Raw genomic sequence first — 21,761 nt, forward strand, 5'->3', positions numbered from 1 at the left:
AATGCCTAGAGAATATAATATTTAACAATATATATACTTAATCAGCGCTAAATATGTGGCTTCACTTGGGGCGAATTATCAAGTTGTCTAATCGCTGGAGTGAAACTGGCTGCAACCGTTGCTATAACGACAGCAATAGCTGACACAAACAAAACAGTAGAAGTACCATAATGCATCGCCAGGGGACCTGCGGCAATTTCCCCAAGAGGAATAGCGACGAATGACCCCATAGCATCATAAGCATAAACTCGCGCCAATCTCTCTGGCGGAATATGAGTTTGTAGAGAATGGGCCCAAACCACGCCAAACTGCCCAAAACCAACCCCAGCAATGAAAAATGCCCCCATCAGAATGGGAGTTGAAGAAATCATGCTGAGAAGCGCAATCGGGATAGCACAAAGGGCAATCAGCATGACACCAATAAATAGGTCACGTCGCGGACGCCATCGAAGCGCAATAAAAGAACCGGCAATCAAACCAAGACTTTGCGTAGCAACAATCATCCCCCACCCCGTTCGCCCAAATGAAGCATCAGCAACGATAGGTCCAAGCACCATCACCACCCCGCTAAAAGCGGCATTCACAATGGTGAACTGAGCGACAATAGCCCACACCCAAGCACGAGAAATGAACTCCTGCCAGCCATCTCGTAAGTCTTGCAAGATATTCGTGTGTGATTCACTCGGTTTCGTTGAGTCAATACGGATCAACATATAAAGTGGTGCAGCCGCAGCAAATCCCAGTGCGTCAATAGCCAATCCCCAGCCTGGCCCAACCGCACTTGTTAAAATGCCACCAAGAGAAGCACCAATTACCGTTCCCGCATAAATACCCAATTGGATAAAAGCGTTGGCTTGTCGAAGGTGACGTGTGGGCACGGTTTGTGGAACCATCGCAGAGGAGGCCGGTAGCGCAATACCCGCAGCCGCACCATTGACAGTCCCCAGCAGCGCCAACCACATCACCGTTGCAGCACCATCAAGCACAAGCCAAGCAACAACACCTTGGGATAATGCAGCAATGATGGAGGATGACAATAGAACAACACTTCGAGAATAGCGATCCGCAAGCACGCCGCCGATCAATAGAAAGGCAACGTTAAAAATAGACCGTGCGGCAACAACCAGCCCTAAATCGGTTGCACTTCCCCCGATATCCAGCACCGCAAAAGCTAGCGCAATAGGGGCGATGCCATTACCTAAAACGGTCAGTAAGCGGGCAAAAAATAAATTCCGAAAAGGGGCATAACTGAACGTATGTCGGGAAGATAAAACCGTAGAATTCACACTCACGTACTTTGCCCCAAACTAATTTCGAGAAGTGATTAAAACAATAACTTCAAACTGTTACTAAAAATATCTCGTCAGTATATCAGACTCCCCCACCCATCTGAGTGAGGAAATCATGAAATTATGTCACGACAGGCTGGAGCTTATTCGACTCAGTAAGATTTAAACAAACATTCGTATCGCACAATAAATTAATGCCGCGGCAAGGATCAGGTTGACTGTTTTACCGTGTTGCTGGAACAGTGTCTGAAAGAGATGCCCTGCTAAGGCCCAACATAAATTACCTATAATGCCGATAATGGCCAGCAGGAGACTAACAATGAGAACCCAAATAACATTGTGCGTATGGGGCAATACGAAAGTAGATAACGCTGTAATGCCGTACAAAATAATTTTTACATTGGCAAATTGAAACCAGAAGCTCACCCAAAAACTCAAAGGCTTTGCTTCCGTATTTGATGACGAGGGTTCACTAATAACAATATGCCAGGCCAACCAAAGCACATATGCCGCCCCGGCCCAACTGAGCCACAGACTGATTGAGGGCAGAATGCTAATCAGTGTGAAAGTAAAAGCAGCACACAACAGCATGATAATTAAAAAACCGGCACTCATTCCTGCCAAAACCCGAGTGCTTTTTCTCAACCCATACTGATTAACCGAACTCAGTGCGAGAATATTATTAGGTCCAGGAGTCATGGCTGTAATAAGCGTATAAGTCAAAAACGCACTAACAATGGCTGATGTCACTTGTCTTCTCCAAAATTTTTTTTAGACTTTATCTCATTCGAAAGAATCAAAAAAACGAATGTTTTGATATCATCAATTCGATAATTTCGATTGATTAAGGTGACAGCCCATGGATTTACGCCGTTTCATTACGCTAAAAACAGTCGTGGAAGAAGGTTCTTTTATGCGTGCTTCAAGGAAGCTGTGCTGTACACAATCAACGGTAACCTTTCATATTCAACAGCTAGAACAAGAGCTTTCAATGCAATTGTTTGAAAAAATTGGCCGCCGCATGCTGCTCACTGAGGCGGGAAAAAACCTGATGCCTCATGTATATGAACTCACCCGCGTTATGGCAGGTATACGTCAAGCCGCGCAGCAGGACGCAGAGCCAACAGGAGAACTGCGGGTTGCTACAGGGGAAACATTGCTGGCATATAAAATGCCGCAAGTATTACAGCGCTTTAAAATGAAAGCACCGAAAGTTCGTTTATCTCTGCAATCACTAAACTGCTATGTCATACGTGATGCATTACTGGAGGATGAGGCAGATTTAGGTGTTTTTTATCGTGTAGGTAATGACGACGCACTGCATATGACGAGTTTTGGAAAGCAAGATTTGGTTCTTGTCGCATCACCATTACTTAATGGTATGGATTTTACCCAGCCAAATCAGCATTTACCGGTGAGCTTCATTATTAATGAAACTCAGTGCATTTTTCGCCAAATTTTTGAAAGCACATTACGTCAGCGTGGTATTACACTCGAAAACACTATAGAGCTATGGAGTATCGAAAGTATTAAACGATGTGTCGCTAGCAACTTGGGCGTCACTTTCTTACCTCGTTTTACGGTTGAAAAAGAACTTCAGTCTGGCGAACTACAAGAACTTCATTTTTCAGAGAGTCCGCTAACCATCACCGCATTGTGCGCCCATCATGCGGGTAAATTTGTCAGCCCGGCAATGAGAGTCTTTATGGAATGCATACAAGAATGTTTATTGCCAGAAAGGGTTGCTGACACCACGGGTATATGACCTGCCAAGGTATCACCGACAAGACAAATGCAGATGGTCTTATATGCCAAAATGGAGAAGGAGGAAGAGTACTTTTCTTATTTGACAATAAAGGTGTACTTGAGAAACACAGAATTATTCACTCTTAGTCCCCTGTCATCTCAGGATTCTATCGCCTCACCACATATAGAATCCTATTAAGCTATTACTGCGGGCAACATCTTGTAATAGCGATTAAATATCCTAATGACACCTTTAGACACATTGAAGTCAGGCCCAAATTACAGCGCCAAAGGCCTATTATGGATAATATCTCTCATCACAAGCGTCGATTTGAGTTTGAGAACGCTTGGCAATGCTGACAAGGTGCTGTCATACAGCTTTTGAAACGTCGTAATATCTTGTGTGACGATATGAAGCATGTAATCGGGTTCACCGAAAAGACGCTGCGCCTGAACTATCTCTGGAATATCCACTAAAGCATCTTCGAAAGCCCGCACGTTGTCACGGCTACTTTCCCGAAGAGAGGCAAATACAATAGCAGAGAAGTTCAACCCCACAGCCTCTGGTGCAATACTTGCCCGATATCCAGTAATAACACCCGCATCCTCAAGCGCCCTGACTCGGCGGTGGCAGGGTGATAAGCTCAAACCAACACGTTTGCCTAGATCGGTGACAGAAAGTCGCCCATCTTTTTGTAGTTCAGCAAGAATTTTTCGATCTAGTTTATCCATGAGGTATATTCTCCCTTGATTTGGCTATTTTAGGCAAGATATTAAAAGCACCTTTCAGTAACCCACTGATATTATTCATCTCATTATTCTTATGAGTTTTGGTGGTGATTAATTGGAAACTAATATGTTAGTGGCATTCTGGATTGTGTCGTTTTCTCTGGTCATTACGCCTGGCGCAGACTGGGCTTTTGCCATCTCTTCGGGGCTGAGAAACAGAGCACTGTTTCCTGCTGTGACTGGCATGCTAATCGGTTATCTTGCAATTACTGTCGTCGTAGCTGCAGGTGTCGGTGTACTTGTTACCAGTGCTCCCGTCGTCCTTGTCGTGCTGACATATCTCGGTGCCGCCTATCTTTTGTGGCTTGGTATTCATGTTCTACGGGATCCTCCCGTTCCAGCCACTGACAATGAACGGTCATCGGGAAGTTACTCGACTACACTGCTTCGGGGCTTCGGTATCAGTGGAATGAACCCAAAGGCACTGCTCCTTTTTCTGGCACTTGTTCCGCAATTCACAAATCAAAGTGCGACATGGCCAATCGCTATCCAGATAGGAGTGATGGGAATTGCGCATATTATCAATTGTGGTGTGGTTTATTCTCTCGTAGGGATCGGTTCAAAAATAGTTCTGCGAACACGCCCAAGCGCTGCCCGGCGAGTGAGCCAATTTTCAGGGATTATTATGATTGTCATCGCCCTCTTACTCATCGGCGAACAGAGTTTTGCCCACTTTCAGTAGTTAGTCAGAGTAAAGTTATGTACTAATGTTAACTATATTATCCGGCAGATAAATTTAAAAAGGCCGCCTCAGCGGCCCCCACTATTTCTATCGTTTATTTATTCTTCAAGATAATGACTGCCCATCTCATCCAGAGCATTTGATATCATCATGATGGTGATACATTGCTTTTCTTTAGAGGGTTGATCATTAAATTTAGACTGACAGAAAACATTCATTTTCCCTGCCCAATACGCTTTAAGCAGAGATGAATCTACTAACTTTATGCACGCAATATACTCTTTGTTAACATAATTACGATTACATACCGCTTCAGAAACTCTTGTTATTGCAGGTACAGCAATAGGTTCATTTATCTGCATTGATAATGAAAACACGGGTGCTGAAATAATCAATATTGCTGTAATAAATTTCATATTAATAACCTAATTAACCATAAGGATAATAAAGTTCACATTGAGTAACTCAACGAATATTAAATGAATAGATATTATCGATGCGCCATATCTCAAAAAATAATGTAATAGGTGGAAATATAAAAAATATATTAAATTAATTTTAGTGCGTATTTTATTACGCTATCTCAAGGTTTGCCCCCCCTCTTTTTATCCTCCCATCTCTGTCAGAAACCACGGGAGCGCGCAAGCACGATAGCCATATGAAAACCAATTTTTCTGACTCACTTGCTCACTTTTTTATCGAAAGAGGGTAAATAGGTATGAACATAACCATTATTCGCATTTAACCCTTTACATAGGTTTTACGGCCCGCTTAAATAGCTGTAACATTTAGACTGTTTCACCCTTATACAGCCACATGATTTTGCTTACCTTGAGAAAATACAAATTCTTTGGAAGATGATAAACAAATAACGTGGACAAAAGGAAAATTGCCCCATGAGTACCGGAGTCGTCCTTCTTTACATTTACGCGATTGGAGCTATTGCCGCAACTTGCATCATCTTCCCTCTCACCCGTGATCAGAGTTTGGCTATCAGGCTGATATCATCACTTCTTATCGGTATAACTTGGCCTTTGAGCTTGCCGGTTGCCTTACTACTCTCTCTGTTCTGATTAAAACCATATTAAAAACACTACAATGACGTTGAGATTAATGGTTATAATTACAGCGGGACATAAAACAAATAGGAGGATGTATGTATCACTCTATTTTGGTACCTGTGGACATCTCAGATCCTGAGTTCACTTCACAAGTTATTGCACATGTTGAAGCACAAGCAAATATTACTGATGTCGCTCATGTTCATTTCCTGACAGTCATTCCAACGTTTCCCTATTATGCCTCTTTGGGTCTCGCCTATTCAGGAGAAGCCCCAGATCAAGAGCAGATCAAAAATGAGGCATTATTAAAACTTTCCGAACTCATTGCTAAGTTTGATATCCCTGAAGATCGAGTCAAAAAACACATTACCTCAGGTTCCCCCAAAGACGAAATACTGAGAGTTGCCGATGTCGTCAAAGCTGACTTAATTGTTATTGCTTCCCACCGCCCCGGCATCATGACTTATTTACTGGGCTCAAATGCAGCAGCGGTAGTTCGTCATGCCAAATGCTCCGTTCTGGTTGTGCGTTAATAGCGCCTATAACCCAAAGTGAGCGATTCACCTTAACAAAGAAATCTCGTCGAAATGGCAAGGTTTCTTTGCAATGGTGCATCCTGCATGGAATATTCTTCTTATTTGATCATATTTATATATCAGCACTATGACTCGATATAAAATTCGTTAATCGCCACCAACAGCCCCATTAAGCCAATAGCTAAATTCGCCAGTCGGCTTAAAATTCGTTATCATCCGCTCCCGCTCTCCATCTGGGTCGCCTGATGTCTAAGATTATCGATACCTTTATTGCTCCACCGTGTCATGACAAGATCGAGACTCTCTATCAGGACGATCACCTCGTGCTTATCAATAAACCCACAGGGCTGCTCAGTCTCTCGGGGAAAAACCCGCAAAATCTCGACTCGGTGCATCATCGGCTGGTAAAGGTTTTTCCCGATTGTACCCTAGTCCACCGCCTTGATTTCGGTACTTCGGGGCTAATGGTGATTGCCCGCAATAAGACTATAAATGCCGCCCTCTGCCAGCAGTTCAGCCAACGCACAGTGACTAAAGTGTACAGGGCACTGCTCTGCGGGCATCTGGCTAACAACGAAGGGATGATAGATGCAGCGATTAGCAAAGATCCGGCGCTGTTTCCGCTGATGTCGATTTGTGCAACCCATGGGAAACCGGCGCGCTCCAGCTACCGAGTCATTGAGCGCTTTTATCATGAATTAGACGAAGGGACGTTACTACCATTGACGCGGGTAGAACTCACTCCAGAGACCGGGCGTACGCACCAACTTCGTATCCACTGCCAGCAGTTGGGCCATCCTATTTTGGGCTGCGACCTGTATGGTGGTCTCCTACTGCCAGGCACCGAACAAGCTCCGCGCCTGATGTTGCACGCCAGTGAGCTACATTTTGTTCATCCCGTGAGTAAAGAGTGGATCAGAACCCATAATGCCAGTCCGTTCTGAATACCAAAGTATCTACTCAGAATAACCCTGTGTTATCCACAAACTGGCTGAACATAAAATCTGAATGAAAAACCCCGAGGGGCCTTTCATTTATCAATATTGGCAAAACGTTAATTACCACATCAGATCATCGGGTACTTTAAAATCAGCATACGGATCTTCTTCATCTTGCTCTTCCTGACTCAGCGCACTATTTAATACAATACTGTTCGCATCTCGCTGCGCAATTTTATCGGCTACGCTTGCGGGAATAATAGCGTATTCACTCTCACCGCTGTTACCAACCACCAAACGAGCAATAGCAAGACGACCGCTAATTAACTGATCTTGAGTCACCTTATCCACAACTATTTTTTTAATTAAATTATTATCAGTGAAGTTAAAACCTATATCGCCTTTTGAAATGTCGATTTTGTTCATTTCAATGAGTTGCTTCACCTGCGCTTTATATTCTTTAGATAAAGCAGCTTGTTTTTGTTGTTCGCTTAGCTGTCTATCACGCTCAAGTTGTGCCTTTTTATTTTCTTCCACTGCTTCTCTCGCCTCACGAGCCTGAACTCGTGATTTTTTAGCCGTTCGTTGGACTTTGGCCATTTTTTTGCTGGTCACTAATCCAGCTTTGAGCATCTGCTCTTGTAGCGTGAGTTTTGTCATCTTCGTTTCTAAACCAGTTGAATAATTTGTGGGATTATACCTGTAATCTTTAAGGCTGTACCAGATTGCAGGATCTGAACGCTGTGTGGCTTAAGTGTGAAAACACCGCTCAGCTAATAATGCCCGCGTCGAGTGCTGCGCTATTTTCTTTCGCCGGTTCCCACACACATGGAACACCACACACCTTTTCAATGAACGCACAAAGCGCTACCGCGCCATCTTCAATCGTATTGTAAGGTTCCGAACCGTAAATTTCGTTTTTCCCTTTGAACCAACCACGATGTTCTGGACGCACATCCACGGAAGTGAAGCGTTTTAAACTATCTGGACTAGTACGGATCCGGAAACCTCCATTCTTGTCGCGCTGAAGCATATGCACACCAGTAGTGTTGTTACCTTTCGTGTTAGCAAGATTGACCATTTTTGATTCCTATTTGTATTAGTCACAATAACGACCTTCGGTATATCTATCAAAGTGTGGCACGCCAAACAACACAACCATCACATCTTCACATGATCAATAAACGCTCTGAGTTTTGGTGCCAGATTTTTCCGACTGGAGAAATAGAGATAAAAACCGGGGAATGTCGGTAACCACTCATCTAATAACGTCATCAGTTCACCGCGCTCAATGTAAGGTTGAAAAGTCTCTGCCATACCAAAGCTAATCCCCCCTCCAGCGCACACGGTACGGATCATCACGCCCATATCGTTAGTGGTGAGCTGGGGATTGACGTTCACATTAAAATCACGGCCCTTATCGTCAAACTCCCAGCGATAGGGCGAAACTCCTGGGCATTTTCGCCAACCAATACAGCGATGATGGATAAGCTCGTTTGGGTGCTGCGGAATGCCATGTTGCGCAATATAGGCTGGGGATGCCACGGCAACCTGCCGCTGCATGGTTGAAACAGGCACCGCAATCATGTCCTGTCCGATGACCTCCCCAAGCCGCACACCAGCATCATAACCCTGCTCAACGATATCGAACTCTTCATCAGTGATAGTAATGTCCAGTTCGACATGCGGATAAGCGGAGATAAAGTCCGCCAGTAGCTTTCCGCCAATTATTCTCTCCGCAATCGAGGAGATTGCCAGCCGTAACTGACCACGCGGCTCCGCCATCTGGTCCGCGATATCTGTCGCTGCACAATTCAATTGTTCAATGGCGGGAGCGGCGTTAGCATAGAGTCGTTTCCCTGCTTCGGTCAGGTTGATACTGCGTGTTGTTCGCTGCATCAGTGAAATGTTCAGTCGATCTTCCAATCGACGTAACGTTTGGCTGATTGCTGAGCGAGTCACCCCTAACCGCTCTGCCGCTATCCGAAAATTACGTGTCTGCGCCACGATAACAAATACCTCAAGCGCGTTCTTATCAACTGTCATTGGTTAGCCACCGTTACCAGCCTATTAAGTAATGAGCGGATTATCTTTATAGTCCTGCCGGCGTAAGATCACCAGCACAATGTAAACAGGAGAGATGTATGACTCATAAAGTGATCTTAATTACCGGAGCATCTAGCGGCATTGGTGCCGGAATCGCGCGCGAGCTGGCAAAAACTAATGCTGTACTGCTATTGGGCGCCCGTCGCGAAGAACGTTTAGCCGCGCTGGCTGAGGAGCTACGTTTTAACGGAGCAATAGTCGAGATACATGCATTAGACGTGACTCGCCGTAGCTCAGTGGAGCAGTTTGCTACCTTCGCACTGGAAAAATGGGGCCGCATAGATGTCATAATCAATAATGCTGGCATCATGCCGCTATCGCTCATGGCCTCGCTTAAAGTGGATGAGTGGGATCAAATGGTCGATGTGAATATTAAAGGGGTGCTTTATGGTATTGCTGCAGTATTACCGTCGATGCTGGAGCGTTCCTCAGGGCATATCATTAATATTGCCTCAGTCGGGGCTTTGACGGTGTCACCAACTGCAGCGGTCTACTGTGCCACGAAGTTTGCGGTACGAGCAATTTCCGATGGCTTACGTCAGGAAAATAGCCAGCTACGGGTAACCTGTGTACATCCTGGGGTCGTCGAAAGTGAACTGGCCGACAGCATCACTGATCCGACAGCCGCTGAAGCGATGAAAAGCTACCGTGCCATTGCACTACAACCAGATGCTATTGGCCGCGCGGTACGCTATGTTATTGAGCAGCCGGATAATGTGGATGTAAACGAGATAGTCGTCAGACCGACGCAGACCATGCATTAATATTCCCCAACGGCTTACCGCTGTTACAAATAGGGCATTAGCTTAACTGTTGATGATGCAGCGATAACCTCGCTGCAGCTTTGCCATTGCCAGTATCCCGCAGAATCGAGCCATTCATATTTAGAGATCTTCCGGCATACTTATTCTGCCAACAAAGGGGAACGCTACGCATAAAGCCCGTTTGACAATTCAGCGCCTCGGTAAACACCTCTATAAAACTCCCGGTGAATCGCCCTTCTTAGCGCAAATGCAACGTGATGCCAACGATAAACAGCCCTAACATACGGTGCATAAGTCTGCTCTATCAAAACTTGTATCAAATTTTCGTCTTAAATTACTCAGCGCGGATAGTTACCCACTGAGCGGTTAACCGCAGCCCACGCCGTTTTTAAATCACGCTGGCTCATTGCCAGTGATTGTCGGGCCTGAATGTAGCTTCGCTGGCTGTCGAGTACATTGATAAAGCTTGTCAGCCCGCCGTCGTAACGCGCCTGAATCAGAGACATTGCCTCTCTGGCGCTTTTCTCACGTTGTTCCTGTTCAGTCAGCTTTTGCTGCGCGGCTGCGTATCGACTGAGCGCATCATCAATTTCTTGCCATGCTTTCAGTACAGTTTTATGAAAATCGACAGCAGCCTGCTGCTGATCAGTCTCACGCAAAACAACGGTAGCTTTGCGGCGACCTTGGTCAAACAACGGCAGATTTAGACTCGGGCCTACCGACCAGGAACGGCTCCCCCATTCGGCAAAGTTGTTTTCACTATAAGAATCAAAACCGAGATGGGCACCCAACGTAATGCTCGGGTACAACTCCGCCTCCGCGACCCCAATTCTGGCGGTAGCAGCATGTAGACGAGCTTCGGCAGCACGAATATCCGGGCGATTCAGGGCGACTTCGGATGGAATACCTAAATTTAGTGGCGGTAGAGTACGCGGGGTCAATAAATTGGGTTTGAATGCTAACTCCTGCTGCAATGCTCCGGGATGCTCCCCCAACAGCAGTAATAGCTGGTTCATCGCGACGCCCTCCTGCTGTTGGAGTTCAATCAAGTTGGCTCGGGTGGCTGCCAGTTCACTTTGTTGCCTTTCGAAATCGGTATAATCCAGCTCACCACCGTCTGTTCTGGCTCGGATAAGAGACAGACGTTCTTCCATCGCCTGCACATCCTCTTTAGCCAGCGCTATTTGCTGCTGGATACCCCTGAGGTTGTAGTAATTATTCACCACGTCGCCGATGATACTGAGCCGAGCAAGCTCCAACATCGCCTGTTGTGAGGACATGTCGGCATCGGAGGCTTCTATAGCTCTGCGAACATGACCCCAAAGATCGATTTCCCATGAGAAATCCAGACCCGCCTGATACCAAGTATAAGGCTCAGTCATTAAGTCAATCAGCTCATCGGGCTGTGGTAACACCTCCTTAAGTGCCCGTGTAGAAGGGCTATTTTCACTCAGTTGCTCGCGGCTGACTTTGCCAGTGGCGTTAATATCAGGTGTCTGAGATGACGCAGTGATGCGGTACTGAGCGCGAGCGCTGGAGAAGCGCAGCGCTGCAGTTTTGATATCAGGGCTGGCCGACAGTGCCCGATTGACCAGACTGTCGAGTACCGGATCGTTGTAACGCTTCCACCACTGGTGGTCGACCATCACTTCCACCCCGTTCACCGCATGAAGTGAAGCATCGCCACTGCGCCAAGTTGTCCAGTCAGCAGGCGCATCTGTTTTTGGCTTTTGATAGTCAGGCCCCACGGTGCATCCATTCAGCACAGCGATAGCCATTAATGTCACTAGGACTGGTAATTTATTACCAAAAACACAAGAAAAACGGCGTTTCATCAGGATACCTGTATCAGTAAAGTCGGTTACGAAAAAGCCATGCGGCCAATGGCAGTGTGATGGCAGACATCACCAGCATCGGAATAAAATTAAACGCGATATCCATAAATCCGGCACCTTCCAGATAGACTCTTCTAACCAGATCGATGGCGAATCGCAGCGGATTGGCGTAGGTCAGGGTGTCGAGAATAGCGGGCATAGTCTGCACTGGTGTCAGCATGCCGGATAACAACATTAGCGGCATCATCAGCAGGAAGGTGTAAAGCATCGCTTGCTGCATATTGATTGAAACAGCAGATATCGACAGGCCGATCCCAACGGCAGCAATGTTGAAACTGACCAAGCCGAGATACAGCAGTGTTATCGAACCATTCATGGGAATACGGAACCAGAACAGAATAATCAGCAAAATAATGGTCGACTGGACCAGCCCCACCATAATCGAAGGCAATGCCTTACCAATCAGTAACTGCATCGGCGTGAAAGGCGTGACCAGCAACTGATCAAATGTTCCCTGCTCACGCTCGCGGGCAACGGACAGAGCGGAAAGCAATAAAGTTTGCATCATACTTAATGCCGCAATTAACGTCGGCATCAGCCCCCAGCGCGATTCCAGATTGGGGTTATACCACGCGCGGGTTTCCACCGAGATTGCGGGTTTGTTGCCCGTTTTACGTTGATTAAAATCGGCGACTACCGCACTGACATAACTGGCTGCAGCACCTGCGGTTGAGGAATTGCGCCCATCCAGAATCATCTGTAATGGAGAGGACTCTCCTCGGTTGAGTTTATCCTCAAAATCAGCCGGGAAGGTCAGGACTAACAAAGCATCACCTGCCAGCACAACATCCTGTATCTGTGAAGCCGACGTCAGAGTTGCCGTACGGTTAAAAACTCCGGTGCCATCTAGATGAGCCAGCAGCTCCGTGGATGCCTGCCCCCGGCTTTGGTCAAGCACGGCATAATCCACGTGGTTGACATCATAAGTCGCAGCATAGCCAAACAACAGCGCCTGCAAGAATGCGGGCGCAAAAAGAATCACCCGATTTGCCGGCTCTTTCAGGATCGCCAAAATCTCCTTATGAATAAGAAAACTGATATGGCGTAGCCAGAGGGTCATGGTATTCATCAGCGGTTATCTCAGTCGTTTGCGCAGAGAAATACGCGAGGCGTTTATCAGCACCAGAGCGTAAAACAATAAAATCCCGCACTCTTTAAAAAACATCGTCCAGTTATCGCCCCCGAGAAACAGTGTTTTGATAAGCGACATAAAATGCGTGGCGGGTAGGATTTGGCTTATCACCTGAATAACAACCGGTAAGTTGCGGATATCGAAAACAAATCCGGAAAGCATCATGGCAGGCATAAAACTGGCGATAAGTGCAACTTGGCTGGCCAAAAACTGCCCGGGGGCAAAACCAGAGATAGTCAGCCCCAACCCCAGAGAAACCAGAAGATAAAGCAGAGAAGAAACTGCAATGGCCCAAAGGGAGCCGCGGACCGGAACCTCAAACAAATAATGTGCAGCCAGTAGGCAAATAACCAAGTCTATTGCACCGAGGACCATATAGGGCGCGAGTTTCGCCAACACCATTTCAAGCGGGCGTACGGGTGTCACAAAGAGCGCTTCGAGCGTGCCGCGTTCGCGTTCGCGTGCGATCAGCAACCCGGTCAGAAATGCACCAATCAGCGTCAGAATCAGCACCACCAAGCCCGGAACGATAAACCAGGTACTATTACCGGATTCGTTAAACCACATACGTTGCTCAACAATGACGCTGCCGGTGTTGAGGGCGTTCCCGCCACGGTCAGCAACAATGGCCGCCTGAGTTGCCAGCGCCCCGGTAACATAAGCCTGCGCCGCACTGGCGACGCTGGTCGATGCGCCATTCAATAAAAGCTGGATCTGCGCATTTCCTGCTGTCATGCGCTGAGCAAAATCTGAGGGAATACGCACAATTGCATCAGTTTCTCCTTTGCGCAGCGCATTCTGAGCAGCATTTAAGCTGGCATATTCTTCAACAGTAAGATAACGGCTGCCTTGTAATGCGGTGACAATCTGCCAAGACTGTGGCGTACGCTGTTCCTGTACCACTGCAATTCTGGCGTTCGACAAATCAAACGACAGCCCGTAGCCAAATAACAGAATCAAAACAACAGGCAGAAGAAGCCCCACAGCAAGGTTACTTTTATCCCGTAGCAACTGGCGTGTTTCTTTACGGGTCAACGAGACCAATCGGCTCATGAAGGTGGAGCGTTTCATCGTTGTGCCTCCGCTTTATGATTCTGGGCGCGGGCATTCTCGACAATCGCAATAAAGGCCGTATTCATATCTGCCGCATGTTCCAGTCCAGCCTGCTGACGTACTTCACGAGGGGTGCCGAGCGCCAACATCTTTCCCGCATCCTGAATCGCGATGCGGTCACAGTATTCAGCCTCTTCCATAAAATGTGTGGTCACGATAACCGTGATGCCCTTGTTGGCCAGCTCACCAATCGTGTACCAGAAAGCGCGCCTTGCTAGTGGGTCAATCCCACTGGTGGGTTCATCCAGAAAGACGATTTCGGGTTCATGTAGTAAAGCCGCCGCCATCGATAAACGCTGCTTAAACCCACCGGGGAGTTCGCCGCTAATAGCATTAGGATCAAGGTCAAACTGGTCAAGAGATGTCTCTATTTGCTGCGTCAAATGTTTACCAGACAGACCGTAGGCCCCGCCGAAAAACGTTAAATTCTCGCGCACAGACAGGTTGCCGTATAAGGCGAACTTTTGCGAAACGTAGCCGATACGCGCTCGCGCTTTGGCCCTTGCCGTTCGCAGATTCATTCCAGCAACTTCAAGATGACCACTGGTTGCAGGCAATAGCCCACAAAGCATTCTGAAGGTAGTGGTTTTTCCTGCCCCATTTGGCCCGAGCAGACCAAAGATCTCCCCCCGATTGACATCAAAAGAAGTGCTGGCTACAGCAGTAAAATCGCCAAACTGACGGACCAGATCACGGACAACAATGACCGGTTTTCCCTCGTCACCAGAGTTATCCTGGCGGGAAACCATATCGGCTTTGACGGGCTGAGAAACTGTCTTTTTATCCTGATGTTGAGCTTGATGAAGCAAAACCATGAAGCCATCTTCTAGCTCGGCCTCACGGCGCGTGGCATGTATCTTGCGGGCAAGAGTATCATCGCTGCCCGATTGGCAGATAAAACGAACTGCATCCCCTTTAGGCACGGCATCAATGATTTGCTGTCGATTTTCCAGCAGACTTGCCTGCAAACTCCGGGCTCTCATCCCTATTGTTGGTATCGCTTGCCATGTCAGACCTTCAGCTTTGCTACGCAATGCGTCAGGAGTGCCCTGAGCGAGAATTTTGCCCTGATACATGACATACACTTGAGCGCAGCGCTCCGCTTCATCCATGTATGCTGTGCTTATAATCACGCTCAGTTTTTCATCTTGGACCAGTTGCTCAATGATTTTCCACAGATCCCTGCGTGACAAAGGATCAACCCCCACACTGGGCTCATCAAGCAGCAGCAAGTCTGGCGAGCGCACCAGCGTGCAGGCCAAGCCCAACTTCTGCTTCATACCTCCAGAGAGTTTGCCTGCTGGCCGGGCGGTAAAACGGATAAGGTCAGTGATAGACAAAAGTTTATCGAATCGTTCTTTGCGAGTTTGCTGGTCGACACCATGTAGATCGGCGTACAGATCGAGATTCTCTTGAACACTCAAATCTTCATATAACCCGAAACGTTGAGGCATGTAACTGATGCGGTTTTGTACTGCCTGCGGATCGATGCTGACATCGGTACCCAATACAGTAAGACTGCCGGAAGAAGGCGCATACAGCCCGGCAATGAGCCGCTGAAAGGTGGTTTTTCCTGCGCCATCTGGACCGACGAGCGCCGTCAGTTCTCCAGCGCGAATATTCATCGTCAGATTATCGACTGCCCGGACTTCTGCCGCGGTTTTTGTTGCCCCGGGGAAGAGCCGCACAAGATCCTGAGCGATAACGACATAATGATTACTCACCCTGTTAGTTTCCACTGTTGACGGAAGCCGTATTGATGTTGACAGTGGCGGGTTGCCCCATCCTCAAGACGTTATCAGGGTCACTGACAACAATACGCACCTCATAGACCAGATTAGTTCTGAGTTCTTCAGTTTGAACAGATTTCGGCGTAAATTCAGCAACCGATGAGATATAACCTACTTTGCCGGATACCGGTTTGTCAGGGAAAGAGTCAGTGACAACCTGCGCTGCCATACCAGATTTAACTCGGCCTAAGTCGCTTTCGCTAACCCAGACTCGTACCCATTTCGGCTCTGTCAGCGCCAAGGTATAAACCGCCTTTTGGGGGCTAGTCATATCTCCGGGTTCCTGAAGTCTAGCCCTGACAATGGCATCTACCGGAGAACGTAACTCAGCCTGTGAAATCCGGTAGCGAAGTAACTCAAGGTCGGCCTCCAACGCTTTTACCTGTGCAATGGCCGCTTCTCGTTGCTCAGTACGGACACCTTTTACCATCAGTTCAAGGCTAGCCTGACGTTCTTTAACGTTAGCTTGGGCAACACTTTGGTTATTTTTGGCAGTATCCAGCTCTTGTTTACTGATGCCCCTTCCCCCTGTACTGGAGGCGATGCGCTGGATGCGTGAGAGATCTTCATTGGCCTTGATCAGTTGAGCCTGAGCTGAAGCCAGTTGCGCCTTTACCTGAGCGATTTCCTCTGGCCGTGCGCCAGATTGCTGTTCCCGTACAGTTTGCTTTTCTGCATCCAACCGCGCCTGAGCCTGCTTCTCCTGAATCTTCAGGGCATGAGTATCGAGCATAGCCACCACTTGGCCCGCCGACACCCTATCCCCTTCGTCAACCATTAACGCGCTGATCCTGCCACTTTCTTCGAAAGCCAGAGAGACCTGCCGAATATCCACATTTCCATGCAAAGTCAGTTGATTTTTATCATCATTGTTACGTCCATTCAGCCAGACCGCTATGCCCACAACCACCAAGGCGGCCACCACCACGCCGGCTATTATCTTCTTGTTCATCACGACGAATTCCTTCCATTGCAGCTCACGACACACCCTTAGTTTAAATTTAATTTAAACTTAATTTATGAGAGTATAAAGTCAATCGCAAAAAAATTCTCAACGCTGGATTGATTTATGAACCGAGCACGTCGTAGTGATGGTGAACTCACCCGGGAAAGAATTCTGGAAGCCGCGGGCGAACTCATCGCCGAACAAGGGCTTGCCAAAACCACGAATAAGGCGATTGCCAGCTCAGCACAGGTTGATTTAGCGACTATCAACTATCACTTTGGTGGTCGGGATGGTATGTATCTGGCCGTTCTATCGCGGGCGCACAGACACTATCTGGACGGTGAAAAGCTTGCGACGCTGGCTGCGAGCAATCTGCAGGCAGAAGAAAAGCTGGGAATGTTCCTAGAAATGTTTATCTCAAAGTTAAATGAAGGAAATAGCTGGCATGGGCGGGTATTTGCACGGGAATTACTCGCCCCCTCAGTACAGCTGTCAGACTTTGTGAACAACGAAGGTATGGGAAAAATTCAGTCGGTGAAAAAAATTGTCAGTGAAGCTGCGGGTATAAGTGAAAATGACCCAGCGTTGTTACCCTGCATGATAAGTGTTGTCGCCCCCTGCATGATGCTAATAGTGGCAGGTAATAGAATCCCCGGTCCGGTCCGAGAAATTGCCGCTATGCAAACCACGGTACTGACCGAGCATTTTAAGCGTTTTTCACTGGCGGGATTGCACGCGGTACGAGAGTTTCAGAAGAAATAAAGTGTATGACCTCTGACAGGCCTGACGGCGTTTTTATTAAGGCATTAGAAATATGGCCGTCAGCTAATAGTGCAAAATCGACTATTAGGTGATTACGTTCACCCTTTCGCTACGGGTTTGCCATCAACTCGCGTGGCACCACCGCAAATAGTCCAAATATTCTTCCCATCGGGATAAGCCACCAGCCTGTTACCCTCTTTTTTATCAAGAAACTGACTGATGCTGGCGCGCGAGCTATAACTAAACCCAAAACTGCGCCGTTGAGTTTGGTTTTTATCGGCGCCATCACTCACCATCCGGTTTATAGCCATGGCGCCTATCTTAAATTTTCACACCAGCATTGAGTAAAAAAGTGAAAGCCATAAAAAACAGCGAACCAAGTACACCAAAGCAGCCACTCATAAGCATGAGTGTGTAGTCATTAATTGGTGGGATAAAACACAAAACCCTGCGAATACAGGGCTTAAAATACGACAATGATGTGAGATTACTTATTACTGAATATATTTTTCTGCCCAAGACTTATGCACTGGAGTCATACCTGAAAAATTCTGAACTTGCTTGGTTCTGGAAGACGTAACGTGAAAAAAACGCCAACATGCGGAGATCATTTCTCCCCACGATAAATTTGTATAAGGATAACGTGAATCACCAACATCAGCTTCCAAGCACCAAACATGGAAACCGTCGGATGGGGCACAATCTGTAATGTTTATTATTAATGCATTAAGAAGTGGATAATTATTATCCATGCAGAACTTCCCAACAGCCCCGGCATACTCTCCGACCATGTTATGGCTTAGTCCAAAAGCATTTTCCAACTCATTGTATGGAACAACTTTTTTATCTTGTGCAACTTGTGATAGATGGCGTAAAAAATAGTCGAACGTAGTAGGGTTTATGACCGACATAATCAATCTCCGAAAGAAGGTATGTATTTGAATGAAGGCATTTAGCAACTTCAATAAACAACATAACACTTCATTCAGGGAACCGAATGATTAGGATCATGTAAGCACTGTAAACAGTACATTTTTAATCTAATACTCTGGCTAGGAAGTATAACTATCCAAATCTATGATTTGAATTCAGTTTTTTACTCCTGCCACATCATATTAAAACTAACGTTTTTGATTGTGTAAGCTACGTGACTAAGTCACCATCCTTATCAAGCAATCATTTATGCTTACGCGTTAATAGTTTATTCACTATTAAACCAATAAAATTGACTTATCTTTTACTAAAGAGCAATACAATCATCTAAATGTTTCACATCACACCAGCCTGAACAAAAAACAACCATCTATCCTTGTGATTTTATTATGAAAAATATCCTTGAATTCGGATATTTCACCTCCATATAAGTAAAGCTGACCTACCCGCAGCAACAGACGGTTAATGTGGCTTCCTTCATATCCCATTCAGGAAAAAGGATAAAGGATATGAAAAAGCCGCTAAAAAATTCTGGCTCACTCAAAGGAAAACGTGCAAGACGGCCAAGTAATGACAAGAAAATAACTAAAGAGACAGTTGATAAACAAGAGTCGCACTTCTTCAAGAAAGCTGGCGATTTTTTTAGATTTACATACTGGCTTCTGCGTTTGTATCGACTCGTTACTGGACATAGTTGGTGGTGACACGGCACCCATCATCAGCCTGCATGTATGGAGGTATTTGACGGAAAAATAAAAACAACATACTGATATTATTATTTATTTTTTTATAGTTAGGAGTAAAAAATGAATTCAACTACTAAGAAAAGACACGACTTAATCTCTCATTAATCGCTGTGAAATTGGAGGAAGCGCCACATCCTCCCAATTAGACTCATTTCGCTGAAGCAGCCGCTAAATGAGTTAGGGTAGTATTTTAGGCTAGGAACCTATGAACAATTCACTACTGGTAACCAAAAGAGACGGAACAAGGGAGCGCATCAATCTCGATAAAATTCATCGAGTTATTGAATGGGCTGCCGAAGGTTTACACAACGTCTCTGTATCCAAAAAGGAATTGCACTCCCATAGTCAGTTTTATGACGACATCGCAATTTCAGGTGAGTCTTTTAGTGAGGCCATAATTTCCTCAGTATTTAGACTCATTGGCAGCCAGCAGCGAATCAAAACAACGCCTTTTATTGGCAATGTTCGTAAATTAGTGGATTCAAAATCACTAAATTTAGGCAAACAATCCACAACTGTTCAGCCTGAAGGTCTTGTCCTATTCACACAACTGCTAAGAGTGTTGTGTAAGCTGGCTCGATCTCCTCCATGTGGAGTTAAACCAATAACCCCAGCAATAAGGGCCATTAGTTGCCAAAAATGAAATTCCAGTGATGATATTTCGACCATGCCATAGCCCCTCTCAGCCAACTGCTTCAGAAAAAAATAATTCTTAATTACTCCTTACACTGAGTAGCAGAATACTAATACATCGCTGAAATTATTAATTATATAAAACTTACTTATAACTAATTGAACATCATAGTTTCAGATTTTTATTCGTTACAAATACCTTGATTCACGTAAAAATGAGTGGGTAGAAATTTAGGCCGGATATCAAGATTTCGGACAAATTTCGGACATTTTCGGACGAAGAGAGAAAAAACCATATAAATCAACACATTAAAAAAAGACCGAATACGATTCCTATATTCGGTCTAGGGAAATGGCTCTTGGGAGAGAGCCGTGCGCTAAAAGTTGGCATTAACGTAGGCTTATTCAGCCGTACTCCTTAAGCGTAGTCGAGTACATGTGTTTCGCCAACTTAGCAGCAGAAGTAATTAATAACGGTTGCAAACTAATTGAGATGATAGAAAATCAATCTTCACATTAGGCGTATTTAATTATCTGTTAAATATAAGCTAATGTTCACAGCACCCATGTTCTCAGCCTATTTTTGGCATAACGTCATGGCGCGTTGCTGGAAGGGTTCTAGGCTCATCTTTTGGCCTGGCTTCTCACTGTCATCCAATAATAAAACATCGAGTGGCTTCGCCAAAACATGACCGGACTTCATCTGCTCTGTTGCAATATCATTTAGCGGGTATTGCGCCAATGTACTGGGGTTTATCACAAATAAGGCACCACCGGCGCGGCATTCCAACATCACTTCTTCCCGAGTAAATGCCCATTGTTTGCCAAATTCAAACTTACTGACCGTAATAATCTTCCCGGCAGCCATAGCGTTAACCGATAACATGAGTAGCGATAGTGTCAGCACAAAACTCTTCATCATAAATACCCTTAATTAACTGATTGTTCTGATTTTCTCTCATACTAAGGAGTCGATGCAAGCTCAGTGGATGCACTGCTGAATCTATAGCTGCACTATACCGGTGCCATTGTTGCGAAAATACTCACCAGCAGCAACACTCCTGCTCCAAGGATGATTTCAGCACAACTGTTAACAACCAGCCAGCTATGAGCTTTCACCGGCAATTGTCGCAGCATAGGAACAATGAGATAGCGGTTAATCAGTGCAACAACAATCATCAATAAGACTAATAACACTTTGCTTAGTAAGAGCATCTGATAAACAGACGTCAGCGCTAATGCCGTCTCTCGCAGCATAATAATGCTGTTAATTATCCCCGTTGCTAAGACCAAAATCACCGCTAAATGTCCCCAGCTTGAAAAACGAATCAACGTAGTGATAGCTTCACGTTTAACATCACTATGCTGTGTATAAGCAAGACAAATTAAAAGTGGCGGTAGACACCCCAGCCAGTAACCCGCACTCAACAAATGTATGATTTGATTGATTTGATGAATCCCCCCCAAAGCACCATCATGCATTGCCGCGTGTCCGGTGAACGCCAAACTGGCCAGTAATACCGTTGAACAACCGACCATTAGCCGAGAGTAAATACGAGTAGAACCAAGTAATACGAGCCACATGCTCAAGATAGATAAACCGAGGTGCCACTGCCATATCTGGCCAAAGCGGGTATTAAATACCGCCCACCAGACACTCAACTTGTAGGTATCAGACCAGCCATCACCCATCATCCCCGCCTGAATAGCAAGAAGCCCAATAGCAGAAATTAGCCCCAAAAAGGTGCTGAAGATAAGCAAGGGGGATAAACGATTTTTTAGTGTCGAAGAGAAACTATCTGGCGCTAATAAGGCGGTGAAGATGCTGATGCCAAACATCAACATCACCGCCAAAAAATGCAGGAAGCGACACAGAACGAATAGAGTCGCCAGAGACATG

At 46.0% G+C, this 21,761-nt stretch carries 23 protein-coding genes and 2 pseudogenes; 9 read left to right on the plus strand and 16 right to left on the minus strand.

The window, feature by feature from the left end:
- Positions 1-47: 47 nt before the first annotated feature.
- A complete protein-coding gene (locus HUZ92_RS19320; RefSeq protein ID WP_050097436.1) occupies positions 48-1,292 on the minus strand; it encodes an MFS transporter in 1,245 nt (414 codons plus the stop codon).
- A gap of 159 nt (positions 1,293-1,451) precedes the next feature.
- Entirely contained in the window at positions 1,452-2,039 is a 588-nt protein-coding gene (gene eamB, locus HUZ92_RS19325) for a cysteine/O-acetylserine transporter (RefSeq protein WP_145579929.1), read from the minus strand.
- Positions 2,040-2,148: 109 nt separating this feature from the next.
- Here eamB and HUZ92_RS19330 point away from each other — a divergent pair, with 109 nt between their 5' ends.
- The gene (locus tag HUZ92_RS19330) at positions 2,149-3,054 is read left to right on the plus strand and encodes a LysR family transcriptional regulator (RefSeq protein WP_145579928.1); all 906 of its coding nucleotides are present in this window, start codon (positions 2,149-2,151) and stop codon (positions 3,052-3,054) included.
- A gap of 260 nt (positions 3,055-3,314) precedes the next feature.
- Here HUZ92_RS19330 and HUZ92_RS19335 read toward each other — a convergent pair whose 3' ends face one another.
- On the minus strand, positions 3,315-3,767 hold the full coding sequence (locus tag HUZ92_RS19335; protein ID WP_050097431.1) for an Lrp/AsnC family transcriptional regulator: 453 nt from the start codon (positions 3,765-3,767) through the stop codon (positions 3,315-3,317).
- A 124-nt stretch (positions 3,768-3,891) separates the two neighbouring features.
- Between HUZ92_RS19335 and HUZ92_RS19340 the strand changes: the two genes are divergently transcribed.
- Positions 3,892-4,506: a LysE family translocator gene (locus HUZ92_RS19340; protein ID WP_050097428.1), complete on the plus strand. Its 615-nt coding sequence runs from the start codon at positions 3,892-3,894 to the stop codon at positions 4,504-4,506.
- A gap of 98 nt (positions 4,507-4,604) precedes the next feature.
- On the opposite strand, the gene HUZ92_RS19345 is transcribed toward HUZ92_RS19340, so the two are convergent.
- A complete protein-coding gene (locus tag HUZ92_RS19345; RefSeq protein WP_050097421.1) occupies positions 4,605-4,922 on the minus strand; it encodes a hypothetical protein in 318 nt (105 codons plus the stop codon).
- A gap of 480 nt (positions 4,923-5,402) precedes the next feature.
- Between HUZ92_RS19345 and HUZ92_RS19350 the strand changes: the two genes are divergently transcribed.
- The 3 genes from HUZ92_RS19350 (at position 5,403) to HUZ92_RS19360 (ending at position 7,047) form a co-directional block, all read left to right on the plus strand.
- Positions 5,403-5,579, plus strand: a complete 177-nt coding sequence (locus tag HUZ92_RS19350) for a GhoT/OrtT family toxin (protein ID WP_050097412.1) — start codon at positions 5,403-5,405, stop codon at positions 5,577-5,579.
- Positions 5,580-5,662: 83 nt separating this feature from the next.
- Positions 5,663-6,100 carry a universal stress protein UspF gene (gene uspF, locus HUZ92_RS19355; protein WP_050097410.1) on the plus strand — a complete coding sequence of 146 codons (438 nt, stop codon included), beginning with the start codon at positions 5,663-5,665 and terminating at the stop codon, positions 6,098-6,100.
- Positions 6,101-6,348: 248 nt separating this feature from the next.
- Positions 6,349-7,047 carry an RluA family pseudouridine synthase gene (locus HUZ92_RS19360; protein ID WP_128450823.1) on the plus strand — a complete coding sequence of 233 codons (699 nt, stop codon included), beginning with the start codon at positions 6,349-6,351 and terminating at the stop codon, positions 7,045-7,047.
- A 114-nt stretch (positions 7,048-7,161) separates the two neighbouring features.
- Here HUZ92_RS19360 and HUZ92_RS19365 read toward each other — a convergent pair whose 3' ends face one another.
- The 3 genes from HUZ92_RS19365 to HUZ92_RS19375 form a co-directional block, all read right to left on the minus strand.
- Positions 7,162-7,701 carry a DUF2058 domain-containing protein gene (locus tag HUZ92_RS19365; RefSeq protein ID WP_050097408.1) on the minus strand — a complete coding sequence of 180 codons (540 nt, stop codon included), beginning with the start codon at positions 7,699-7,701 and terminating at the stop codon, positions 7,162-7,164.
- Between the two features lie 109 nt (positions 7,702-7,810).
- The gene (locus tag HUZ92_RS19370) at positions 7,811-8,122 is read right to left on the minus strand and encodes a hypothetical protein (protein WP_050097407.1); all 312 of its coding nucleotides are present in this window, start codon (positions 8,120-8,122) and stop codon (positions 7,811-7,813) included.
- A gap of 80 nt (positions 8,123-8,202) precedes the next feature.
- Positions 8,203-9,087: a LysR family transcriptional regulator gene (locus tag HUZ92_RS19375; protein WP_145579927.1), complete on the minus strand. Its 885-nt coding sequence runs from the start codon at positions 9,085-9,087 to the stop codon at positions 8,203-8,205.
- A 98-nt stretch (positions 9,088-9,185) separates the two neighbouring features.
- Between HUZ92_RS19375 and HUZ92_RS19380 the strand changes: the two genes are divergently transcribed.
- Positions 9,186-9,911, plus strand: a complete 726-nt coding sequence (locus HUZ92_RS19380; RefSeq protein WP_050097405.1) for an SDR family oxidoreductase — start codon at positions 9,186-9,188, stop codon at positions 9,909-9,911.
- A 338-nt stretch (positions 9,912-10,249) separates the two neighbouring features.
- Here HUZ92_RS19380 and HUZ92_RS19385 read toward each other — a convergent pair whose 3' ends face one another.
- From HUZ92_RS19385 to HUZ92_RS19405, 5 genes are read right to left on the minus strand one after another with little or no spacing between them, the layout of a single operon-like run.
- Positions 10,250-11,746, minus strand: coding sequence for an efflux transporter outer membrane subunit (locus HUZ92_RS19385; RefSeq protein WP_050097404.1), 1,497 nt, complete (start codon positions 11,744-11,746; stop codon positions 10,250-10,252).
- 13 nt (positions 11,747-11,759) lie between these two features.
- A complete protein-coding gene (locus tag HUZ92_RS19390; RefSeq protein WP_235897002.1) occupies positions 11,760-12,875 on the minus strand; it encodes an ABC transporter permease in 1,116 nt (371 codons plus the stop codon).
- Positions 12,876-12,881: 6 nt separating this feature from the next.
- A complete protein-coding gene (locus HUZ92_RS19395) occupies positions 12,882-14,009 on the minus strand; it encodes an ABC transporter permease (RefSeq protein ID WP_145579925.1) in 1,128 nt (375 codons plus the stop codon).
- A complete protein-coding gene (locus tag HUZ92_RS19400; protein ID WP_145579924.1) occupies positions 14,006-15,775 on the minus strand; it encodes an ATP-binding cassette domain-containing protein in 1,770 nt (589 codons plus the stop codon). The genes HUZ92_RS19395 and HUZ92_RS19400 overlap by 4 nt, the downstream gene beginning before the upstream one ends.
- Positions 15,776-15,779: 4 nt before the next feature.
- Positions 15,780-16,793, minus strand: a complete 1,014-nt coding sequence (locus HUZ92_RS19405) for an HlyD family efflux transporter periplasmic adaptor subunit (RefSeq protein WP_050139629.1) — start codon at positions 16,791-16,793, stop codon at positions 15,780-15,782.
- A gap of 117 nt (positions 16,794-16,910) precedes the next feature.
- On the opposite strand from HUZ92_RS19405, the gene HUZ92_RS19410 reads away from it, so the two are divergent.
- Positions 16,911-17,549 carry a TetR/AcrR family transcriptional regulator gene (locus tag HUZ92_RS19410; RefSeq protein ID WP_050097399.1) on the plus strand — a complete coding sequence of 213 codons (639 nt, stop codon included), beginning with the start codon at positions 16,911-16,913 and terminating at the stop codon, positions 17,547-17,549.
- A gap of 101 nt (positions 17,550-17,650) precedes the next feature.
- Here HUZ92_RS19410 and HUZ92_RS19415 read toward each other — a convergent pair.
- Both HUZ92_RS19415 and HUZ92_RS19420 read right to left on the minus strand, forming a co-directional pair.
- Positions 17,651-17,835: pseudogene (locus HUZ92_RS19415) on the minus strand (lysozyme); the annotation flags it as partial.
- Between the two features lie 208 nt (positions 17,836-18,043).
- The gene (locus tag HUZ92_RS19420; protein ID WP_050097398.1) at positions 18,044-18,460 is read right to left on the minus strand and encodes a hypothetical protein; all 417 of its coding nucleotides are present in this window, start codon (positions 18,458-18,460) and stop codon (positions 18,044-18,046) included.
- A gap of 531 nt (positions 18,461-18,991) precedes the next feature.
- Between HUZ92_RS19420 and HUZ92_RS19425 the strand changes: the two genes are divergently transcribed.
- Positions 18,992-19,186, plus strand: a complete 195-nt coding sequence (locus HUZ92_RS19425; protein ID WP_050097397.1) for a hypothetical protein — start codon at positions 18,992-18,994, stop codon at positions 19,184-19,186.
- Between the two features lie 247 nt (positions 19,187-19,433).
- Positions 19,434-19,649, plus strand: a pseudogene (locus HUZ92_RS19430) (ATP cone domain-containing protein); the annotation flags it as partial.
- Between the two features lie 789 nt (positions 19,650-20,438).
- On the opposite strand, the gene HUZ92_RS19435 reads toward HUZ92_RS19430, so the two are convergent.
- On the minus strand, positions 20,439-20,780 hold the full coding sequence (locus HUZ92_RS19435) for a YebY family protein (protein WP_050139634.1): 342 nt from the start codon (positions 20,778-20,780) through the stop codon (positions 20,439-20,441).
- Positions 20,781-20,875: 95 nt separating this feature from the next.
- A complete protein-coding gene (copD, locus tag HUZ92_RS19440) occupies positions 20,876-21,760 on the minus strand; it encodes a copper homeostasis membrane protein CopD (RefSeq protein WP_145579923.1) in 885 nt (294 codons plus the stop codon).
- Position 21,761: the final 1 nt, after the last annotated feature.

Origin of the sequence: Yersinia vastinensis (genome assembly GCF_902726565.1) — a bacterium.
Taxonomy (GTDB): Bacteria; Pseudomonadota; Gammaproteobacteria; order Enterobacterales; family Enterobacteriaceae; genus Yersinia; species Yersinia vastinensis.